General features: G+C 66.8%; 15 protein-coding genes. 7 read left to right on the top strand and 8 right to left on the bottom strand.

Annotated features, from left to right (window positions below):
* Positions 1 to 84: 84 nt before the first annotated feature.
* A complete protein-coding gene (locus tag ACIHA7_RS03500) occupies positions 85 to 1,359 on the bottom strand; it encodes an ATP-binding protein (protein ID WP_397285127.1) in 1,275 nt (424 codons plus the stop codon).
* A 404-nt stretch (positions 1,360 to 1,763) separates the two neighbouring features.
* Here ACIHA7_RS03500 and ACIHA7_RS03495 point away from each other — a divergent pair, with 404 nt between their 5' ends.
* Together ACIHA7_RS03495 and ACIHA7_RS03490 are read left to right on the top strand one after the other, a co-directional pair.
* Positions 1,764 to 2,912, top strand: coding sequence for a hypothetical protein (locus tag ACIHA7_RS03495; RefSeq protein WP_397285125.1), 1,149 nt, complete (start codon positions 1,764 to 1,766; stop codon positions 2,910 to 2,912).
* A gap of 885 nt (positions 2,913 to 3,797) precedes the next feature.
* Positions 3,798 to 5,846 (top strand): thioredoxin domain-containing protein, encoded by a 2,049-nt coding sequence (locus ACIHA7_RS03490; protein ID WP_397285123.1) that lies wholly within the window; start codon positions 3,798 to 3,800, stop codon positions 5,844 to 5,846.
* A 5-nt stretch (positions 5,847 to 5,851) separates the two neighbouring features.
* On the opposite strand, the gene ACIHA7_RS03485 is transcribed toward ACIHA7_RS03490, so the two are convergent.
* Positions 5,852 to 7,438, bottom strand: coding sequence for an adenylate/guanylate cyclase domain-containing protein (locus ACIHA7_RS03485; RefSeq protein ID WP_397285121.1), 1,587 nt, complete (start codon positions 7,436 to 7,438; stop codon positions 5,852 to 5,854).
* 96 nt (positions 7,439 to 7,534) lie between these two features.
* Positions 7,535 to 8,158, bottom strand: coding sequence for a hemolysin III family protein (locus ACIHA7_RS03480; protein WP_135237588.1), 624 nt, complete (start codon positions 8,156 to 8,158; stop codon positions 7,535 to 7,537).
* A 214-nt stretch (positions 8,159 to 8,372) separates the two neighbouring features.
* Here ACIHA7_RS03480 and ACIHA7_RS03475 point away from each other — a divergent pair, with 214 nt between their 5' ends.
* Both ACIHA7_RS03475 and ACIHA7_RS03470 read left to right on the top strand, forming a co-directional pair.
* Positions 8,373 to 9,152 (top strand): isoprenyl transferase, encoded by a 780-nt coding sequence (locus ACIHA7_RS03475; RefSeq protein WP_107659192.1) that lies wholly within the window; start codon positions 8,373 to 8,375, stop codon positions 9,150 to 9,152.
* A gap of 30 nt (positions 9,153 to 9,182) precedes the next feature.
* Positions 9,183 to 9,797 carry a hypothetical protein gene (locus tag ACIHA7_RS03470; protein WP_397285119.1) on the top strand — a complete coding sequence of 205 codons (615 nt, stop codon included), beginning with the start codon at positions 9,183 to 9,185 and terminating at the stop codon, positions 9,795 to 9,797.
* Between the two features lie 6 nt (positions 9,798 to 9,803).
* On the opposite strand, the gene coaA is transcribed toward ACIHA7_RS03470, so the two are convergent.
* A complete protein-coding gene (coaA, locus tag ACIHA7_RS03465; RefSeq protein WP_107659191.1) occupies positions 9,804 to 10,736 on the bottom strand; it encodes a type I pantothenate kinase in 933 nt (310 codons plus the stop codon).
* Between the two features lie 235 nt (positions 10,737 to 10,971).
* Between coaA and ACIHA7_RS03460 the strand changes: the two genes are divergently transcribed.
* Positions 10,972 to 12,168 carry a DUF885 domain-containing protein gene (locus ACIHA7_RS03460; RefSeq protein ID WP_397285116.1) on the top strand — a complete coding sequence of 399 codons (1,197 nt, stop codon included), beginning with the start codon at positions 10,972 to 10,974 and terminating at the stop codon, positions 12,166 to 12,168.
* A 331-nt stretch (positions 12,169 to 12,499) separates the two neighbouring features.
* On the opposite strand, the gene ACIHA7_RS03455 is transcribed toward ACIHA7_RS03460, so the two are convergent.
* Complete coding sequence (locus ACIHA7_RS03455; RefSeq protein WP_397285114.1) at positions 12,500 to 12,949, bottom strand: nitroreductase/quinone reductase family protein; 450 nt, start codon at positions 12,947 to 12,949, stop codon at positions 12,500 to 12,502.
* An 18-nt stretch (positions 12,950 to 12,967) separates the two neighbouring features.
* Positions 12,968 to 13,426, bottom strand: a complete 459-nt coding sequence (locus ACIHA7_RS03450; RefSeq protein ID WP_397285112.1) for a PaaI family thioesterase — start codon at positions 13,424 to 13,426, stop codon at positions 12,968 to 12,970.
* Between the two features lie 95 nt (positions 13,427 to 13,521).
* Between ACIHA7_RS03450 and ACIHA7_RS03445 the strand changes: the two genes are divergently transcribed.
* Together ACIHA7_RS03445 and glyA are read left to right on the top strand one after the other, a co-directional pair.
* Positions 13,522 to 14,154, top strand: coding sequence for a TetR/AcrR family transcriptional regulator (locus ACIHA7_RS03445; RefSeq protein ID WP_397285110.1), 633 nt, complete (start codon positions 13,522 to 13,524; stop codon positions 14,152 to 14,154).
* A 9-nt stretch (positions 14,155 to 14,163) separates the two neighbouring features.
* Positions 14,164 to 15,459 (top strand): serine hydroxymethyltransferase, encoded by a 1,296-nt coding sequence (gene glyA / locus ACIHA7_RS03440; RefSeq protein ID WP_397285108.1) that lies wholly within the window; start codon positions 14,164 to 14,166, stop codon positions 15,457 to 15,459.
* A gap of 36 nt (positions 15,460 to 15,495) precedes the next feature.
* Here glyA and ACIHA7_RS03435 read toward each other — a convergent pair whose 3' ends face one another.
* Both ACIHA7_RS03435 and ACIHA7_RS03430 read right to left on the bottom strand, forming a co-directional pair.
* Entirely contained in the window at positions 15,496 to 16,239 is a 744-nt protein-coding gene (locus ACIHA7_RS03435) for an ESX secretion-associated protein EspG (RefSeq protein ID WP_397285107.1), read from the bottom strand.
* Complete coding sequence (locus ACIHA7_RS03430) at positions 16,236 to 17,465, bottom strand: hypothetical protein (protein WP_397285105.1); 1,230 nt, start codon at positions 17,463 to 17,465, stop codon at positions 16,236 to 16,238. Before ACIHA7_RS03430 ends, ACIHA7_RS03435 begins: the two co-directional genes overlap by 4 nt.
* Positions 17,466 to 17,474 lie beyond the last annotated feature (9 nt).

The raw sequence follows: 17,474 nt of genomic DNA, 5'->3' as shown, positions 1-17,474 counted from the left end.
GGTCGCCGGGGCTCTACACCCCGGCGACCGAGGTGACCTCGCGGTCTGCGCGAGGCCGTCAACTAAACGGTACCGAGTCCACGCTCATTCGGGGTTTATCCACAGTCGATCGAGGGGCAGGACGTGCAACTTCTCTTCGTAGGTGTACGACTTCTGGCCGAGGTTGATGACTGCGCCGCCTACGAAGGCGCTGCCTAGTTTGTCGCGGAGCATCCGGAGTCCTTCGAAGTCGCGATCGGTCACAGTGCCTGCTGCTTTGACCTCGATCGCAGCGACAGACCCTGTGACAGTTTCTATTACGAGATCGACCTCTTGTTGATCGCGGGTTCGAAAATGGGAGAACTCAACCTGCTGTTCCGCCCAGCCGGCCTGCTTGATCAGTTCGTTCACGGTGAAGGTTTCGACGAGGTGGCCGAACTGGCTGAGTGTCGCGGGGATGCGGCTGGCCAGTTTCTGCTCCGTCAGTCCGGTGAGGTACGCGGCGAGGCCGGTGTCGACAGCATGGACTTTCGCGCTGCGAATAGTCCTTTGGGTAGCCGATCGAGTGAACGGTTCGATGCGATGGACGAGAAAGACCGCTTCGAGGAGGCCGAGATAGTCCTTGACCGTGCTCGAGTCGAGCCCGACGGCGTCGGCGATGTTCGCGATGTTGACTACTTGGCCCGTCTGGCCTGCGAGCCGCTGAAGTACTTGCGGCAGGACTTGCCGCTGACGGACTTTGCGGATTTCCATGACATCGCGCTCGACGACAAGGTTGACGAAGTCCCGGAACCATCGGTCACGAGAGCGACCAGGCTTGCGGGCCAATGCCAGTGGGAACCCTCCCGCCAATATGGACCGCTCGTAGTCGGCGCGGGTGCTCGTAGAAGAAGCGGCAGATACCAGTGCTGCCGGGTCGCTGACCAGCGCGTCCAGAGCCACCTCGCGAGACCCTGACAACTCGCCCTGCGAGAGTGGCCACATTGTCACAACGTGGGCTCGCCCGGTCAGCGACTGCCCGGCAGTTGGGAGTGACCCATAGCGAGTCGAGCCCGTCAGTATGTAGCGCCCCGGCCGCAGATCCTTGTTGAGTTCGGCCTTGATGGCGTCCAGAAGCAACGGAACATGCTGGAATTCGTCGATGCAAACCGGGGCCGGTCGGTCCGAGGCGACGAATAGCGCAGGGTCGGCAGAAACGGCTCGCCGGGTCTCCAGATCATCTAGATCAAGGACCTGTAGGCCCGCGATCCGGGCGCATGCGGAGAGTAGGGTGCTCTTGCCGACTGTGCGGGCGCCGGTCAACACGACCACGGGTTCGTCGCGGACCAGCTCGGCCAGCACTTCCTCCAGGTGACGTTCGATCAGCTTGGGCTCGGCCACAGTAGATCCTCTCTGATCCGACATCTGCCAGAGCTATAATCCCACATCTGCGCCACTTGAATCCCAGAATTGCCAGAGGTTTAGTCCAACATCTGCCGGAGGCTGTCAGCGACCTGCCCAGTAGGCTTCCGGCGACCGACTCTCGATGTCTAGCTGGTCATCGACATTGCCGACCGCGAGCGGCCGTCGAGCCGAGGCATCAACCCGGGATTGTCGTTCGACTCTTCGACCCATCAAGGTTGCTTTCGGTCCGGGACCCACCCGTGGACGCCCAGCCCGCCCGAATCTGCAGATGCATACTGGCAAACTCCGTACGCTGAGACTGCACGAAGTCCACCAGCGAAGAGCCTGCACGCCAAACCGACACCCTGACTTGATAACGACCTCGTCATTCTGGGGGAAGCATGGCTATTACCGAAGCTTTTCAAGAGTTCGAACAGAATCTCGACTTCGCGAGGCGTCTGACCTCCGGTGGGAAGCACTTCGAAGAGTTGAAGATTGGCTCCTTCGACATCAGCGATCTCTACCGCTCGGCATGGGTACAGGCGGTCTCGGCACTTGACCACTGGGTGCATGAGGAGATCTGTCAACGCGCTGTGGCTCTCGTTCAGCATCCTTCAGCGGCGAAACCGCGGAGGTTGAGAGATTTCGAGATCCCGCTCGAGCTCTTCGACCGAGTCCACCATCAGGATGCGCCACTCGCTGAGGCGTTCGAAGATCAGCTGCGGGTTTCCCTCGGTTGGAAGTCTTTTCAGCATCCCGACCGGATCAAAGAAGGCTTTGCCCTTGTCACTGATATTCCATTGTGGCCCACCGTATCGGAACGATTCAGCGCACGGCTACCGGACGGGGCGCGCACCACGGCACAGGATGTGCGTGAGCGACTACTTGCGATCACGACGCGACGCAACCGGATCGCGCACGCTGCTGATCGAGACCCCGGCGACCCCTCGCGGCGGGCACGGATAGACGCCCGCGAAGTCGAATCGATTATCGACTGGTTACACCTGCTGGCCAGTGCAATCCTTGAGGCGTTGCACAGCGACCAGTCGCCACTTGGCGGTCAGCCGTATCTCCTTGCACTTTCCGATGGGACCGCCCTGCGCTGGGTACTCGAGAACGATCGGTTCGCGTTCACCGCTACTGGTCAGGCCAAGGGCAAAAGGCTCGAAGTCGGCGACACATTGTTCCTCGTCACCACTAAGAGCTGCTGGGGTACTCCGCAGCGGGATACCACCCGAATCATCGGGATGGCGATTGTGGCTGGACAGGTCCGCGACTACCGTGAACCTGTCCAGATCGCTGGCCGGGAATTCGTCGCATCGTGCGCGGTGACGGTCGAGAATCTTGCGCCCATGCGGGCCGGAATCGACCTCCCTACTCTGATTCCTGCATTGAAGACATTTCCTGACAACGCAAACTACGGAATCAAACTCCGCAACACCCTGGTCCCGCTCAGCGCCGACGATGCTCTCCTAATTCGCGAGCGGCTTGCCGCCGTGGTCGGTGATCCTGCCGATCACGTGCCGGACTACCTCAATTGGACGGTCTGACGACGACGAATCCGGCTATCGGCCCAGTGACCGCCCTCGAGCATGAGTGGAATATCGGTGGTGCGGCGCTCTGAGTCTGCTGGGCACGCAATCCGTACACGGCTGCGAGGCTCCGGATACCGGTTCCATCAGTGAGAATCGGTGCGCAGCTCGTCCCCTGGTCTGATTTCGACGGTGAGCCGGTCATGATCACGGAAAATTACCACCGCCATCCATTGTCGCTCGCTCGTCCTGCCCCAGCGTAGGAGACTGCCTACCCACGGGCTCGCGTCATCCAGATCCCGACAGAACGTCCACTTCGACGGATCCTTCTCATCGCTGAGGCATACCGGGCATGCCACCCCTACGCCGGGAACGCGCTCGCGGAATCCGTACCCGTCGTATCCGTTGCAACGTGATGCTAGTTCGCGCTCCAGCACGTACAAGTGGCAATGCTCGCAATCAGCCGGGTGATGGTAGATAGTCCTGGCGTCGCGCCCGCTTTCGTAACCGAGAAAGACTATCGAACGCGGAGGCGGTGGCCGATCCGCTTCCGGTGGAACGCCGTTCACAAAGTCGCAAGATGGCGGCAGAACACCCATGAAGCCTCCGTACCCTCATGAAGTCTCGGACTGAACCATGCGCTTATAGCAGCCTTGCATGAAGCTCCGATGGGTGTCTAGGGAGTTGGTACCTGGATGTGCGAGAGCGGGGCTCGTGGGTGAGCGACGAGTATCAAGGCGCGGGGCAGGCCGGTGTCGTGTGCCGTGGCGCGATCGTCGGGGTCCGTGCACCTCCGGGGACCGGCATGCCACGCGCAAGCCCCGCACCTGGCTTGCCCGGGGGCAAGTTCGCATCATCGATCACCTGCACACCTGTGCCCCTCGACTGTGGCACGGTGGACTCATGAATCGGCTCGGGAACGCGACCTCGCCCTACCTGCGGCAGCATGCGGATAATCCGGTGCATTGGCGGGAGTGGGATGCGGGGGCGCTGGCGGAGTCGCGGGAGCGGGATGTGCCGATCCTGCTGTCGGTGGGGTATGCGTCGTGTCACTGGTGTCATGTGATGGCGCACGAGTCGTTCGAGGATGTGGCGACCGCGGAGTTGATGAACGAGAACTTCGTGTGTGTGAAGGTGGATCGGGAGGAACGGCCCGATCTGGACGCGGTGTATATGAATGCGACCGTGGCGATGACGGGGCAGGGGGGCTGGCCGATGACGTGCTTCCTGACGCCGGAGGGGGAGCCGTTCTACTGCGGTACCTATTATCCGAAGTTGCCGCGTGGGGGGATGCCGTCGTTCACGCAGTTACTCACCGCGATCACCGAGACCTGGCAGCAGCGGCGTGATGAGGTGCACAAGGCGTCTGCTCAGGTGACCGAGGCGCTGCGGGCGCAGGCCGGAGGGTTGCCCGACTCGGATCTCACGCTCAGTGCGGAACTGCTCGATCATGCGGTCGCGGCGGTGCTGCGGGATGAGGATCCCGAGCATGCGGGGTTCGGTGGGGCGCCTAAGTTTCCGCCGTCGGCGTTGCTGGAGGGTCTGCTGCGCAGTTGGGAACGGACCGGTGATTCGGCCGTCCTCGCTGCGGTGACTCGGACGGCCGAGGCTATGGCGCGGGGTGGGATCTACGACCAGTTACGCGGGGGCTTCGCGCGTTACTCTGTCGACCCGGCCTGGGTGATACCGCATTTCGAGAAGATGCTGTACGACAATGCTCAATTGCTGCGCGCCTACGGGCATTTGGCCCGGCGGGCATCTGCAAACGAGCCGGAGTCGTTGGCGCATCGGGTTACTCGGGAGACCGTGCAGTTCCTGCTCGATGACCTGGGCACCGAGCAGGGCGGCTTCGCCTCCGCCCTCGACGCCGACACTCATCTCGAACCGGGCAAGCCAGGGGTAGAGGGCGCGACCTATGTCTGGACGCCCGCCGAGCTGGTCGGTGAACTCGGACCGATCGACGGTGCTTGGGCCGCAGAGTTTTTCGGTGTGAGCACGGCGGGAAACTTCGAGCAGGGTACTTCGGTGCTGACCCGATACACCGATCCCGCGCCCGCCGATGCCGATCGGCTCGAACAGATCCGCGCCGCGCTGCGCAAGGCGCGCGACGGCAGGCCCCAACCGGACCGCGACGACAAGGTGGTCACCGCCTGGAACGGGATGGCGATCACGGCACTGGCCGAAGCGGGAGCCGCACTCGGCGCGGACGACTGGGTGTCCGCCGCGGTTCGCTGTGCCCGATTCCTGTTGTCCGAGCATGTGATCGACGGCCGGGTGCGCCGCGCCTCGCTGAACGGCGTCGCTGGTGCCTCGCCCGGCGTGCTGGAGGACTACGCCTGGCTCGTCACCGGTCTGCTGGCCCTGCATCAGGCCACCGGCGAACTCAGCTGGCTCGACGAGGCGCAAGGGTTGCTGGACACGGCGATTCAGCACTTCGCCGACCCGAACACCCCGGGCAGCTGGTTCGACACCGCCGACGATGCCGAAATCCTGGTCACCCGGCCCCGTGACCCCATCGACGGTGCCACTCCCGCGGGCGCCTCCTCGCTCGCCGAGGCGCTGCTCACCGCGGCCGCCGTCAGCGAGGCGGATCGGGCCGTCCCGTATTTCGCACTGGCCGAACAGACCCTCCAGCGTGGTGCCGTCGTGCTGGCACGCGCCCCGCGCTCGGCGGGCCAGTGGCTCACGGTCGCCGAGGCCGCGCTGCGTGGTCCACTTCAGGTCGCCATCGCCGCCGAAGCTGCCGGCGAGTCCAGTGCGCTGCTCGCCGCCGCCCGCGCCGCGGCGCCCGGCGGCACGATAGTCATTGCCGCCCCGCCGAACTCGGTTCCGCTGCTGGCCGACCGACCGCTGGTGCACGGTGAGCCTGCCGCCTACGTATGCCGCGGCTCCGTCTGCGACTTGCCGGTATCCACAGTCGCGGAACTACAGGAAGCCTTGGCGCGGCCGTAGCGGCGTCAGTCGGTTTCCGTTGCGGCGGTACGAACCTCAACCACCGCACTGCGCTCGATCGTCGGGTCGGCGGTCCCGGACGGTGCCATATCGGCACCAGGCACCGAGGCGGCCGGGTGGTCCAGATCGGTCCAGCAGGCCGTCGGCTTCTTCATGCCGCGCAGCAGGATCGTCTCGTAGAGCGTCCATTTCGCGCGCTCCTGGTCCGCGGCCGCCTCGATCACCGCGCCGCTCACCAGGATCCGGTGCGGCACCTCTTTGGCCTCGGTGGTGAGCCGCGCGGCCTCGTTGACGGCGTCACCGATGACGGTGTACTCCAGCCGAGTGTCGGTGCCGACGTCGCCCGCGAACACCCGACCGTGCGCGACACCGATGCCGATATCGAGTTCACCGGCCGCGACCACCTCGTCCCGGATCCGCCGAGCCGCGCGCAGAGCGGGAGTCGCGTTGTCCCGCAGGGCGATCGGAGCGCCGAAGATGCACAGCGCGGCGTCACCCTCGAACTTGTTGACCAGCCCGTTGTTCTCCTCGGTCGCCGTGACGACGGTCGCGAGCAACCGGTTGAGCTTGGCGACGAACTCCTCGGGCGGCAACCCGGTGGACAGTTCGACCGAGCCGGTCACGTCGACGAACAGCGCGGTCACCACCCGCACGTCACCGGTCAGATCCACCCCGCCCGCCAGCGCGCGCTCGGCCACCTCGGTGCCGACGTGCCTGCCGAACAGGTCACGCATGCGTTGGCGCTCACGCAGATTGGCGACCAGCTCGTTGACCGAGTTCTCCAGCCTGCCGATCTCGCTGGTGCTGCCCACCGGGACGCGCACGTCGAGGTCGCCACGGGTGATGCGGTCCAGTGCCCGGCGCAGGGTGCGCATCGGCGTGGCCACCGCGCGGGCCAGGAAGGCGGTGGCCAGCGCGCCGACCCCGAGTCCGACCACCGAGAGGTAGATGGCGGTGCGGACCCGATCGGACGGGTCTGCCACCGGATTGGCCAGCACCACGATCAGCATCAGCAGCGGCAAGGCCGCCGCGACGGCCCAGCTCACCACCACCCGGACCAGTACCGAAGAACTCCAGTGCATGGTGGGGCCGAGCACCGCGGCCACGATCGGGATGGTCGGCCGGATCAGCCGATCGACGATGAGGAACGTCAACCCGACCGATTCGAACCCGCCGAAGGTGAACAGGGCCGCCATCACCGCGGGATCGTTGTCGGGGGTGAGCTGCATCAGCATCACCGTGGCCACGATGACGCCGGTGATCCACACCACGAACGCGCGTGCGGTGATGGTGATCGGCAGCCGAAGCAGCTGCCGCGCCTCCTCCTCGGTCGGTTTGCGCCCCTGATCGAGCCAGCCGAAATGCGAGGACCGGTCCCGGATGGCGAGCGCTACCCCGGCCACGAAGCCGATCGAGGGATAGATACCCACCAGCGCGGTGGAGCGGATCCAGTCGGGGCCGAGCCTGCTGAGCGATCCGCTGAGCCACAGCTCGGTGATGATGACGGCCAGACCGCTGAGATTGGCGGTGATCACCACCGCTGCCAGCCCCGCGCGGGCTTTGAGGGCCCAGATGACCAGCCGGGCGATCATGGCGTTCGCACGCGCGCGACGGCCCGTCCGGGCAGCGCGACGCTGCGAACGGCAGTGACTAGGAACACGATCGAGCAGCTTAGCCGTTGGTGCTGGTCAGCGGAGGACGACGAGCCAGACCGCCACATAGTGGGTGAGCGCGGCCAGCACGGTCGCGGCGTGGAAGAACTCGTGATGCCCGAACACGGTCGGCCACGGGTTGGGCCACTTGGTGGCGTAGAGGATCGCGCCACCGCTGTAGAGCAGCCCGCCGACCAGCAGCAGGATCAGCGGCGCGATGCCGATCTGGGTGTTCAGCTGCCCGGCTACCGGCACGATCGCCCAGCCGAGCAGCAGGTAGAGCGGCACGCCGACCCAGACCGGAGCGGTGGGCCACAACAGTTTCAATGCGACACCGGCGAGCGCGCCCGCCCACACCACGAGCAGCAGCGTCTGTCCGGTGCGACCGGGCAGGCCGAGCAGCGCGAACGGCGTGTAACTGCCCGCGATGAACAGGAAGATCATCGAGTGATCCGCCCGCTTCATCCGGATCCTGGCCTGCGGCGTCGGCCAGGTCACCCGGTGATAGATGGCGCTGATGCCGAACAGTCCGCACACCGTCAGCCCGTAGATGGCGGTGGACCAGCCTGCGGTCGCGGAGAGGGTGGCGGCCTTGGCGACCAGCACGATGGCGGCGATCGCCGCGATGCCGACCGCCCAGGTGTGGATCCAGCCGCGCATCCTGGGTTTGACCAGTAGATCGGCCGCCGGTGTCTGCGCCGACCCCGAGTCTTCGGCCACTCGGGTGTCTGCCGCACCGAACGATTCGGACACGAGCTACCTCCTGGTTGAACTCACCGGTAACCTACGGAACCGTAGGTTGCGGTCCTCCGTCACTGTACCGGGAGCACCCGGTCGCTGCCGGGATCGCGCCGGTGAGGCGTAGGGTGGCCGCGTGGAGCTTCCGGTTCAGGTGCGGGGTTTGCCGTATCGCATCTACGAGGCCCGGCTCATGAAGCAGCTGGCCGGCAAACAACATCCCCGACACGTCGCGGTGATGTGTGATGGTAATCGGCGGTGGGCCCGGGAAAACGGATTCACCGATGTGAGCCACGGACATCGGGTCGGCGCGGTGAAGATCGCCGAGCTGGTCGGCTGGTGTCAGGCCGAGGGCATCGAGATGGTCACCGTCTATCTGCTCTCCACCGAGAACCTGCAGCGCGATCCGGACGAACTGGAGACGCTGTTCGAGGTGATCACCGACGTGGTCGAGGAACTCTCGGCGCCGGAACAGAATTGGAGCGTGCGGATCGTCGGCTCGCTCGACGGATTCCCGGAGCTGATCGCCAAGCGCATGCGCACCGCCGCCGAACGCACCGAGGGGCGCGACGGGGTGCACGTCAACGTGGCCATCGGCTACGGCGGCAGGCAGGAGATCACCGACGCGGTGCGCTCGCTGGTGCGCCAGGAGATCGCGGCGGGGGAGACCGGCGAGGATCTCGTGCAGTCGATCACCGTGAACGCGATCGGCCAGCACCTCTACACCTCCGGCCAGCCGGACCCGGACCTGGTCATCCGCACCTCCGGAGAACAGCGACTCTCCGGATTCCTGCTGTGGCAGAGCGCATACTCGGAGATATGGTTCACCGAGGCATACTGGCCGGAATTCCGGCGTGTGGACTTCCTGCGCGCACTGCGCGACTTCGCGGCACGGCACCGCCGCTTCGGGATCTGACACCCGCCCTGCGACATCGCGGGGCGCGTCATGAGTGAGCTCGACAGCCGCTCCGCCGAGCAGCGGCCCGCACCCGCCGAGTCGGCCGAGCCGGTGCCCTACATCAGCTACGAGGCGTTCGGCAGGCGGTTCCTCGAATACGCCGCCACCGAACAGCGCATCCTCGGCGCCTTCGACCAGTTGACCGGGGCCGCCTTCGATTTCGGCCCGATCGGCGTCGGTCCAGGCCGGTTGGCCAAGGCGAGTGCGCAGGTGCAGCTCGGGCAGGCCGAGGTGCGCCGCGACCTCGACGAGGTGATCTCCTTCGCGCTGAAGATCCCGCTGAGCGTCGACATGCTCATCGATCTCGCGCTGGACAAACACCGGTTCGAGGTGGACGGCCACATCCATCTACAGCTGATCGTGCGCGCCGCCGAACCGCTGCGCGTGGTCATCGACATCGCTACGCCGCGCTCCAGCGACGTGCGGATCAATGTCGCCACCGACACCATTCGCGGGCAACTGCTGCGCATCCTCGCCAGCGTCGACCAGGAGATCCGGCGATTCATTGCCCGCTATATCGCCAAGGAGATCGACAAACCGCACATTGCCGCGGCCCGCGATATCAACGTGGCGAAACGCCTCGACGAAGCATGGAAATTGTAAGCGGGATCACAATTTACGAAGGCGCAGTCTATTGATGCTGTGGTCGGCGTCCTTGCGTAAGACCAGGGTGGCGCGCGGCCGGGTCGGCAGAATGTTCTCCACCAGATTCGGGCGGTTGGTGTTGTTCCAGATCTCCTGGGCCGCGCCGGTCGCCTGGTCGTCGGTGAAGGCGGCGTAGTGGTGGAAATGCGCGTTCGGGTCTGCGAACGCGGTCTTGCGCAGCGCGAGAAACCGTTGCACGTACCAGTTCTCGATGTCCTCGATGCGGGCGTCGACGTAGATGGAGAAGTCGAACAGATCCGAGACCATCAGCCGCGGCCCGGTCTGCAGCACGTTCAGGCCCTCGACGATGAGAATGTCGGGCTGGTGCACGCAGTGGAACTTGCCGGGCACGATGTCGTAGGAGATGTGCGAGTACACCGGCGCGCACACCTCGGCCGCGCCTGACTTCACCTCGGTGACGAATCGCAGCAGCTTGCGGCGGTCGTAGCTCTCCGGGAACCCCTTGCGGTGCATGATGCCGCGCCGGGTGAGTTCGGCGGTGGGATAGAGGAATCCGTCGGTGGTGACCAGGTCGACGCGCGGATGGTGGTCCCAGCGGGCCAGCAGCGCCTGCAGCACGCGCGCGGTGGTGGACTTGCCCACCGCGACGCTGCCCGCGACCCCGATCACGAACGGCACCTGCTGATCGGGGTGGGTCTCGCCGAGGAAGGTCGCGGTCGCGGCGAAGAGCCGCTGGCGCGCGGCGACCTGCAGGTGGATCAGTCGAGCGAGCGGTAGATAGACCTCCGCGACTTCTTCGAGGTCGATCTGTTCGCCGAGACCGCGCAGGCCCCGCAGTTCTTCCTCGGTGAGCACCAGGGGAGTCGACTTTCGCAGTGTGCGCCACTGTTTCCGGTCGAATTCCACATACGGACTGGGCTCGCTCATTCGTCCCACTTACCCGACGCTCCAGTTCGGCAAACGCGTACACATACCGTGCCGGCTCCGTGTGATTCGGTCTAACTCTCGCCGCATAACCGAATTCTGCTCTGCCTCAACAGCGTGCGAAAAGCGGGGTACCGATAAGGGGGTAACCAGGTCGATGCCGACGGCTTTCCCCCGGGCGAGCGCGGGGCAGCCGTACGCGATTATGCCGCGCGCGGGCACCCGCACAGCGACTAATGTCGGGCGGATGGCAGCGCATCCACTGGTGACCGAGTACCTGCGGCTCGGCTTGGCCTTCGACCGGCTCGAGGACGGCTTCGTAGACGCGTTCACCGGCGATCCGGCACTGCGCCGCGCAGTGGAGAACGCCCCCGCGCCGGAGCCGAGGCAGCTGGCTCGCCGGGCGGCCGAGCTACGCGCGGAGCTGCCCGACGCCGGGCTGAGCGCGGAGCGCACCGAATTCCTCGACGTGCACCTGCGTGCGCTGGAATGCTCCGGCCGCAAGTTCGCCGGAGACGACATCGGTTTCGTGGACGAGGTCCGCGCCTACTTCGACGTCGACATCGCGCCGGGCGACGTCGACGCCTACCGGGACGCGCACCGGCAGATGGACGAGGTGCTGGTCGGCGACGGCCCGCTGGCCGAACGGATGGCCGCGCACCGGAAAGCAGACGAGATCCCGCCGGAGCGGTTGGCCGCCTGCGTCGAGGCCTTCTCCAGTGCCCTGCGCGAGCTGGTTCGTGACCGTTATCCGCTGCCCGACCACGAGCACGTCACCTACGAGGTGGTCGGCGACAAGCCCTGGTCCGGTTTCAACTACTACCTCGGCAACTTCCACTCCCGCGTCGCGATCAACTCCGACCTCAAGCAGCACATGACCCACCTGCCGACCCTGATCGCGCACGAGTCGTATCCGGGGCACCACACCGAGCACTGCCGCAAGGAGGCCGGGCTCGTCGCCGCAGGCCAGGCCGAGCAGACACTGTTCCTGGTGAACACGCCCCAATGCCTGATGGCCGAGGGCTTGGCCGACCTGGCGCTGCACTCCATCGTCGGTCCCGGCTGGGGCAAGTGGGCCCAGGAGATCTACGCCGACCTCGGCCTGCGCTTCGACGGAGAACGGGCGGAGCGACTCTCGACCGCATCGGCCCAGCTGATCAGCGTCCGTCAGGACGCGGCCCTGCTGCTGCACGATCGACACCGCAGCGAGGACGAGGTCGCCGAGTTCCTGCAGACCTGGAGCCTGGTCACCCCGGTCCGGGCCCGCCAGTCGTTGCGCTTCCTGTCCTCGCCGCTCTGGCGCGCCTATATCTCCACCTATGTGGAGGGCTACCGCCTGCTCGGCGACTGGCTCGACCGCGCCGTCGACGCCGACGAGCGAGCCGATCGTTTCCGTCGCCTGCTCGACGAACCGCTGACACCAGGCGCTATACGTCGCGGCTGACCCCGGAACGGATTCGCCCCCGCTGCCGGGCAGTGGCAACGGGGGCGAGTTCTCGGCGTACAGCGGCGGTATTACTGGATGACCGCGCAGTTGGTGCCGGAGGAGAGGGAACACATGATGAAGGCGAGCTGACGGAGCAGACCTTCGAGCGGGTTGGTGGGAACCGCGATCAGACTGAGCATAGAAACAATCCTCGTGATGTTGAGATGGACAACCTCACGAGATTAACCGGTCACATCCGAGCGCTTGTTACGGCTCCGCGCGCCCCGAAAACCGGTGTCGGGAGAAGCGTTGTCGGTAGTGCGCCATCGTCACGGCGTTGCAACGGGCTTCAGGCGTCGGCAAAGGTGATGCGCACCGAGATCGGGTCGCTTTCCAGCGCCTTCATGGTCCATTCCGCGGCGGACTCGGGCACGCGGCCCTTGGCGAAACTGCGGGCGCGCGCGACCACGTCGTCGTCGGGGACGAAGGCGGCGGTGCCGGTGTACCAGCGTTTGCCTTGGCGCAGGCGGACTTTCGGGTCAGCGACAATATTGCGAGCCCAGCCGGAGCGGCGGCCGTGCTGCGAGATGAGCCAGGCGCCCTGCTCGTCTATCGAGACGGTGACCGGAACGCGGCGTGGCCGACCGGTTTTCGCGCCGGTGGTCTCCAACTCCGCGAGCAGTGCGGAGCGGATGCCGAGACGGTCGAGCAGGCCGACGGCGGGGTTCGCCAGATAGCGGCCGATGAGGCGTTCGCGCCGGAACTTGCGGACGGCGGCGGCGGTGCTGCGTTCACGCATGGCGGTACTCCTGGTGTCTCAACGGTTTCCACGGAAGATGACGCAGGTGGTGGTGGCGTGCGCGACCAGGCGGCCTTGCTCGTCGACGACCCGGCCCTCCGCGGTCGCGGTGGTGCGGCCGACGTGGATGGTGGTGCCGGTGGCGATGAGCCGCTGGCCGTCGGTGGGCACGGCGCGGATGTAGTTGATCTTCAGTTCCAGCGTGGTGTAGCCGACGCCCGCCTCGAGCGTCGAGTGCACCGCGCAGCCCATCACCGAATCCAGCAGGGTGGCGCAGATGCCGCCGTGCGTGGTGCCGAGCGGGTTGGCGAACTCGGGCCTGGTCCGCAGCGCGAACACCACCTTGCCCTGCTCGAGCAGGTCCACCTCCATGCCGAGCAGGTCGCCGATGAACGGTGGCCGCCCCGGCGTGGTCATGGCGGTCCGGAGCAGCTCCAGGCCCGACAGTTGGGCCAGATCAAGTGTGGTGTCCGACATTGATTCGTCCTTTCGGTGAACCGATCGGTCCACATCTGTCATGATTGGAGCATGAACCGATCGGTTCACGCAAGCAGGAACCGGAGGGAGCCGGCATGCCAGGCCCACGCGCGCGGCTGATCGAGAGCGCCATCGAACTGGTGCGGGTGCAGGGCGTGCACGCGGCGGGTCTGACCGCTCTGCTCGACCGGAGCAAGGCTTCACGCAACTCGCTCTACCAGCACTTTCCCTCGGGAAAAAGCGAGCTGGTCGCCACCGCGACCAGCATCGCCGGTGCGCGCCTCACTGCCGTCATGGCGAAGATCACCGCGTCCCGGCCGCCCGATCGGTGGCCGGCGGCGCTGATCGGCTGGTGGGTCACCACCTTGCAGACCAGCGGCTACCGCGCGGGCTGCCCGATCGTCGGCGCGGCGCTCGCCGAATCCGAGCCCGACATCCAAGCCGCGGCCGGAGCCGCCTTCACCGACTGGCGTGACACGCTCGGGGCAGGCTTCGCCACCGCGGGCATGCCCGCCGCGGAAGCGAAGTCGTTCGCCAGTTTTGTGATCAGCGCGCTGGAAGGCGCCATCGTGCAGGCGCGCGCGGTGAAGTCGACCCAGCCGCTGACCGACGCGCAAAAGCACCTCTCGGTTCTGCTCGACCACTACCTCCCCGCCCCGGCCGAGGGCGACGGCGGGGTCGCGGCACCGGGCGAACCCCGTGCCGAACAGCACAGCGGCGGCCAATAGACTGAGGCCGTGACGCAGACGACGGCCTCGGTCAATACTCAGTCTCTCGGTGAGCTCGATCCGGAGCTCGCCGCCGCGATGGCGGGTGAGCTCGCCCGCGAACGAGACACGCTCGAGATGATCGCCTCGGAGAATTTCGTGCCGCGCGCGGTGCTGCAGGCGCAGGGCAGCGTGCTCACCAACAAGTACGCCGAGGGTTACCCCGGCCGGCGCTACTACGGCGGCTGCGAGCACGTCGACGTCGTCGAGACCCTCGCCCGCGACCGTGCCAAGGAACTCTTCGGCGCCGAATTCGCCAATGTGCAGCCGCATTCCGGCGCGCAGGCGAACGCCGCGGTGCTGATGGCGCTGATGAACCCCGGCGACCGGCTGCTCGGCCTCGACCTCGCGCACGGCGGGCACCTGACCCACGGCATGCGGCTGAACTTCTCCGGCAAGCTGTACGAGACGCACTTCTACGGCGTCAGCAAAGAAGACCACCGCATCGACATGGACGAGGTGCGCAAGACCGCGCTCGACGCCCGGCCCAAGGTGATCGTGGCAGGCTGGTCCGCCTACCCGCGCCAGCAGGACTTCGCCGCGTTCCGCTCGATCGCCGACGAGGTCGGCGCCTACCTGTGGGTGGACATGGCGCACTTCGCCGGCCTGGTCGCGGCCGGCCTGCACCCCTCGCCGGTGCCGCACGCCGACGTGGTGTCCTCCACCGTGCACAAGACCCTCGGCGGCCCGCGCTCCGGCCTCATCCTGGCCAAGCAGGAGTTCGCCAAGAAGCTGAACAGCGCCGTCTTCCCCGGCCAGCAGGGCGGCCCGCTCATGCACGCCATCGCCGCCAAGGCCGTCGCCTTCAAGATCGCCGCGGGTGGTGAGTTCAAGGAGCGCCAGGAGCGCACCCTGTCCGGCGCCAAGATCCTGGCGGAGCGGCTCACCGCCGACGACGTCAAGGGCAAGGGTGTCAGCGTCCTCACCGGCGGCACCGACGTGCACCTGGTGCTCGTCGACCTGCGCAACTCCGAGCTCGACGGCCAGCAGGGCGAGGATCTGCTGCACGAAATCGGAATCACGGTGAACCGCAACGCCGTTCCGTTCGACCCGCGCCCGCCGATGGTCACCTCCGGTCTGCGCATCGGCACCGCCGCGCTGGCCACCCGCGGCTTCGGCGACACCGAGTTCACCGAGGTCGCCGACATCATCGGCACCGCGCTCGCCGGTACCTCCGATGTCGAGACCCTGCGCGGCCGGGTGACCAAGCTGGCGCAGAGCGTTCCGCTGTACGACGGGCTGGAAGACTGGCGCCTGCTCGGCTGAGCCTGCGTCCTCGCGAATCCGTTGTCGGGCGCGCCGCTACGCGGAATCCATTCTGGCCCTGGCGCGGACGATCGCCTCGTCCAGATAGCGGATGATGTCGGCGCTGGTGCCGGGGCGGATCATCAAGGCGCGGTTGGCGGGGACCTCGTAGTAGCGGCCGTCGGCGGCATCGATCCAGCGGAGGCGGCCGGTGCGCAGCGGTTCGGCGTTGCGCGGGCCGAGCAGGACCGTCGCGGTGCCTCGGGTGCCGCAGGGCTGGCGCCAGAAGCGGCGGTAGCGTTCCTTCACCTCGCTCGCCTCGGCGTTGCCGAAGAGGTCGGGGCGTTCATCGGTGAGATCGTCGAGCAGAAAAGACTTTTCGCCGGTGGTGCCCGCGCCGGTGTTCGGTAGCAGGCGGACCAGCTCGGCCGCGAGTTGCTCGATTCGGCAGCGGCGCAATTGCACCCGGCCGCCGGTAGGGGCGGGTGTCTGCTGCGCGATCACGCCCGCTCCGCCGCGGGTGGCACAGCCGAACGCGCGCAGCTCCACGCCGTCGCGGGTGTTGTCGTGGCCGAAGAGTTCTATGCGCCAATCAGGTCGGGCGAGCACGGTGATGGCACGCGAGAGCGGGAGGCGTTCCGGGCGGGCCAGCTCGTCCCGGAATTCTTGCTGGTAGCTCTGGTACTCGCGCAGGCCGGGGAAGCGGCTGGTGAAGCGGAATGGAAAAGGTAAGCGGTCGAGGCCGGTACCGAACCAGGCCGCCGCGAACTGCTCGGCGGACAGCGACCACTGCGCCGTCATTTCTCGCCGATCACCGGCGGCACGGTCTTCTCCCTTTCGCCCAGTAGTTCTTTGGCGTGTTCGGCGGTGCGCAGGTAGCCGGGGGATTTGTGTTCGCCGTCGTCCTCGCCGCGCGCGCGAGCGCCGGGCGGGAACATGCCGGGATAGCCCGCCACGCCCGGAGTGCCCGGGCGGCCCGGGGTGGCGGCGGGTTGTGGTCCGGCGGCGCCGGTGGTGGTGGCGGGCGGCGCGGGGCGTGAGGTGCCGGGCTGGGCTTCGTTGCGCGGGCTCGCGGACGTGCTGGGGCTCGGAGAGGTGCCGGGGTTCGCGGAGGTGCCGGGGTTGGCGGAAGTGCCTGTCCTGCTCGGTGTTCCGTTGGCAGCGGCGGACGCCACCGTCGTCGGGGTGGACGGGAGCGTGGTGGCGGGGAACGCCGTAGCGATCGGACCGGCCGTGCCGGCCGGGGTAGTGACCGGAGAGTTCGTGGTGGCCGCGGCTGTCGTTGTCGAAGCCGGGGTGGTCGGCGCACCGTTGGTGCCCGGCTCCTGCGAAACCGCCTGCGGAGTGGTCTCTTCCGACGTGGGCTCGGCTTCGGGTGTACCGGCTTCCGTTGGGTCGTCGGCCTTGGCTGTCGCGGCCTGCTTGCTGGAATCCCCGGTGCCCGTGCCGTTGTTGGCGGCACTGGTGCTCGTGCCGGGGGTGGTACCGGGGTCGATACTGCTGTCACCGCCGGGCGTCGGCATGGAGATCGGGTTGATCGGCGGCGGCAGTGTCGGAATGGCGGGGGCGGTGGTCCCGTACGGCTGGATGTACTGGGTGGTCATCTCGTCGCGGGCTTGTTCTTCGCTGGAGTTACGCAGCTCGGCTCCGCGCGGATTGGTCGAGGTGTCCACCACGTCGGGCACCGACATCTTGAACTTCGCGGCCGCACTCGCCGCCTGCGACAAGGGTGTGCTCTGTGCGTTCAGAGTTTCTCCGAACTCACCGACCCTGGTCGCGTAGTCCCGGATGCCACGCACCGCACTGTCGGCCGCCGCACCCTCCCAATGCTGTTCGACCGCCTGCTTGATGGCCGTCTCGAATTGGTGACCGGCGTTCGTCACCGCCGCCGCGATCTTCGACCAGGCGTCGAACGCGCTGCCGAGCCCGGCCGGATTCATCTCGTCGGCCGCCTGCTTGATCTCGGCGTGCGTAAAGCTTTGCGCGTTCTCGGGATTGGTGATCGCGCGGCCGTCGGTCTGTCTCATGATCGCTCC

The sequence above is a fragment of the Nocardia sp. NPDC052316 genome, from assembly GCF_044547795.1.
In the GTDB taxonomy this organism is placed as follows: Bacteria; Actinomycetota; Actinomycetes; order Mycobacteriales; family Mycobacteriaceae; genus Nocardia.
This window is presented reverse-complemented; position numbering and strand designations above follow the sequence as displayed.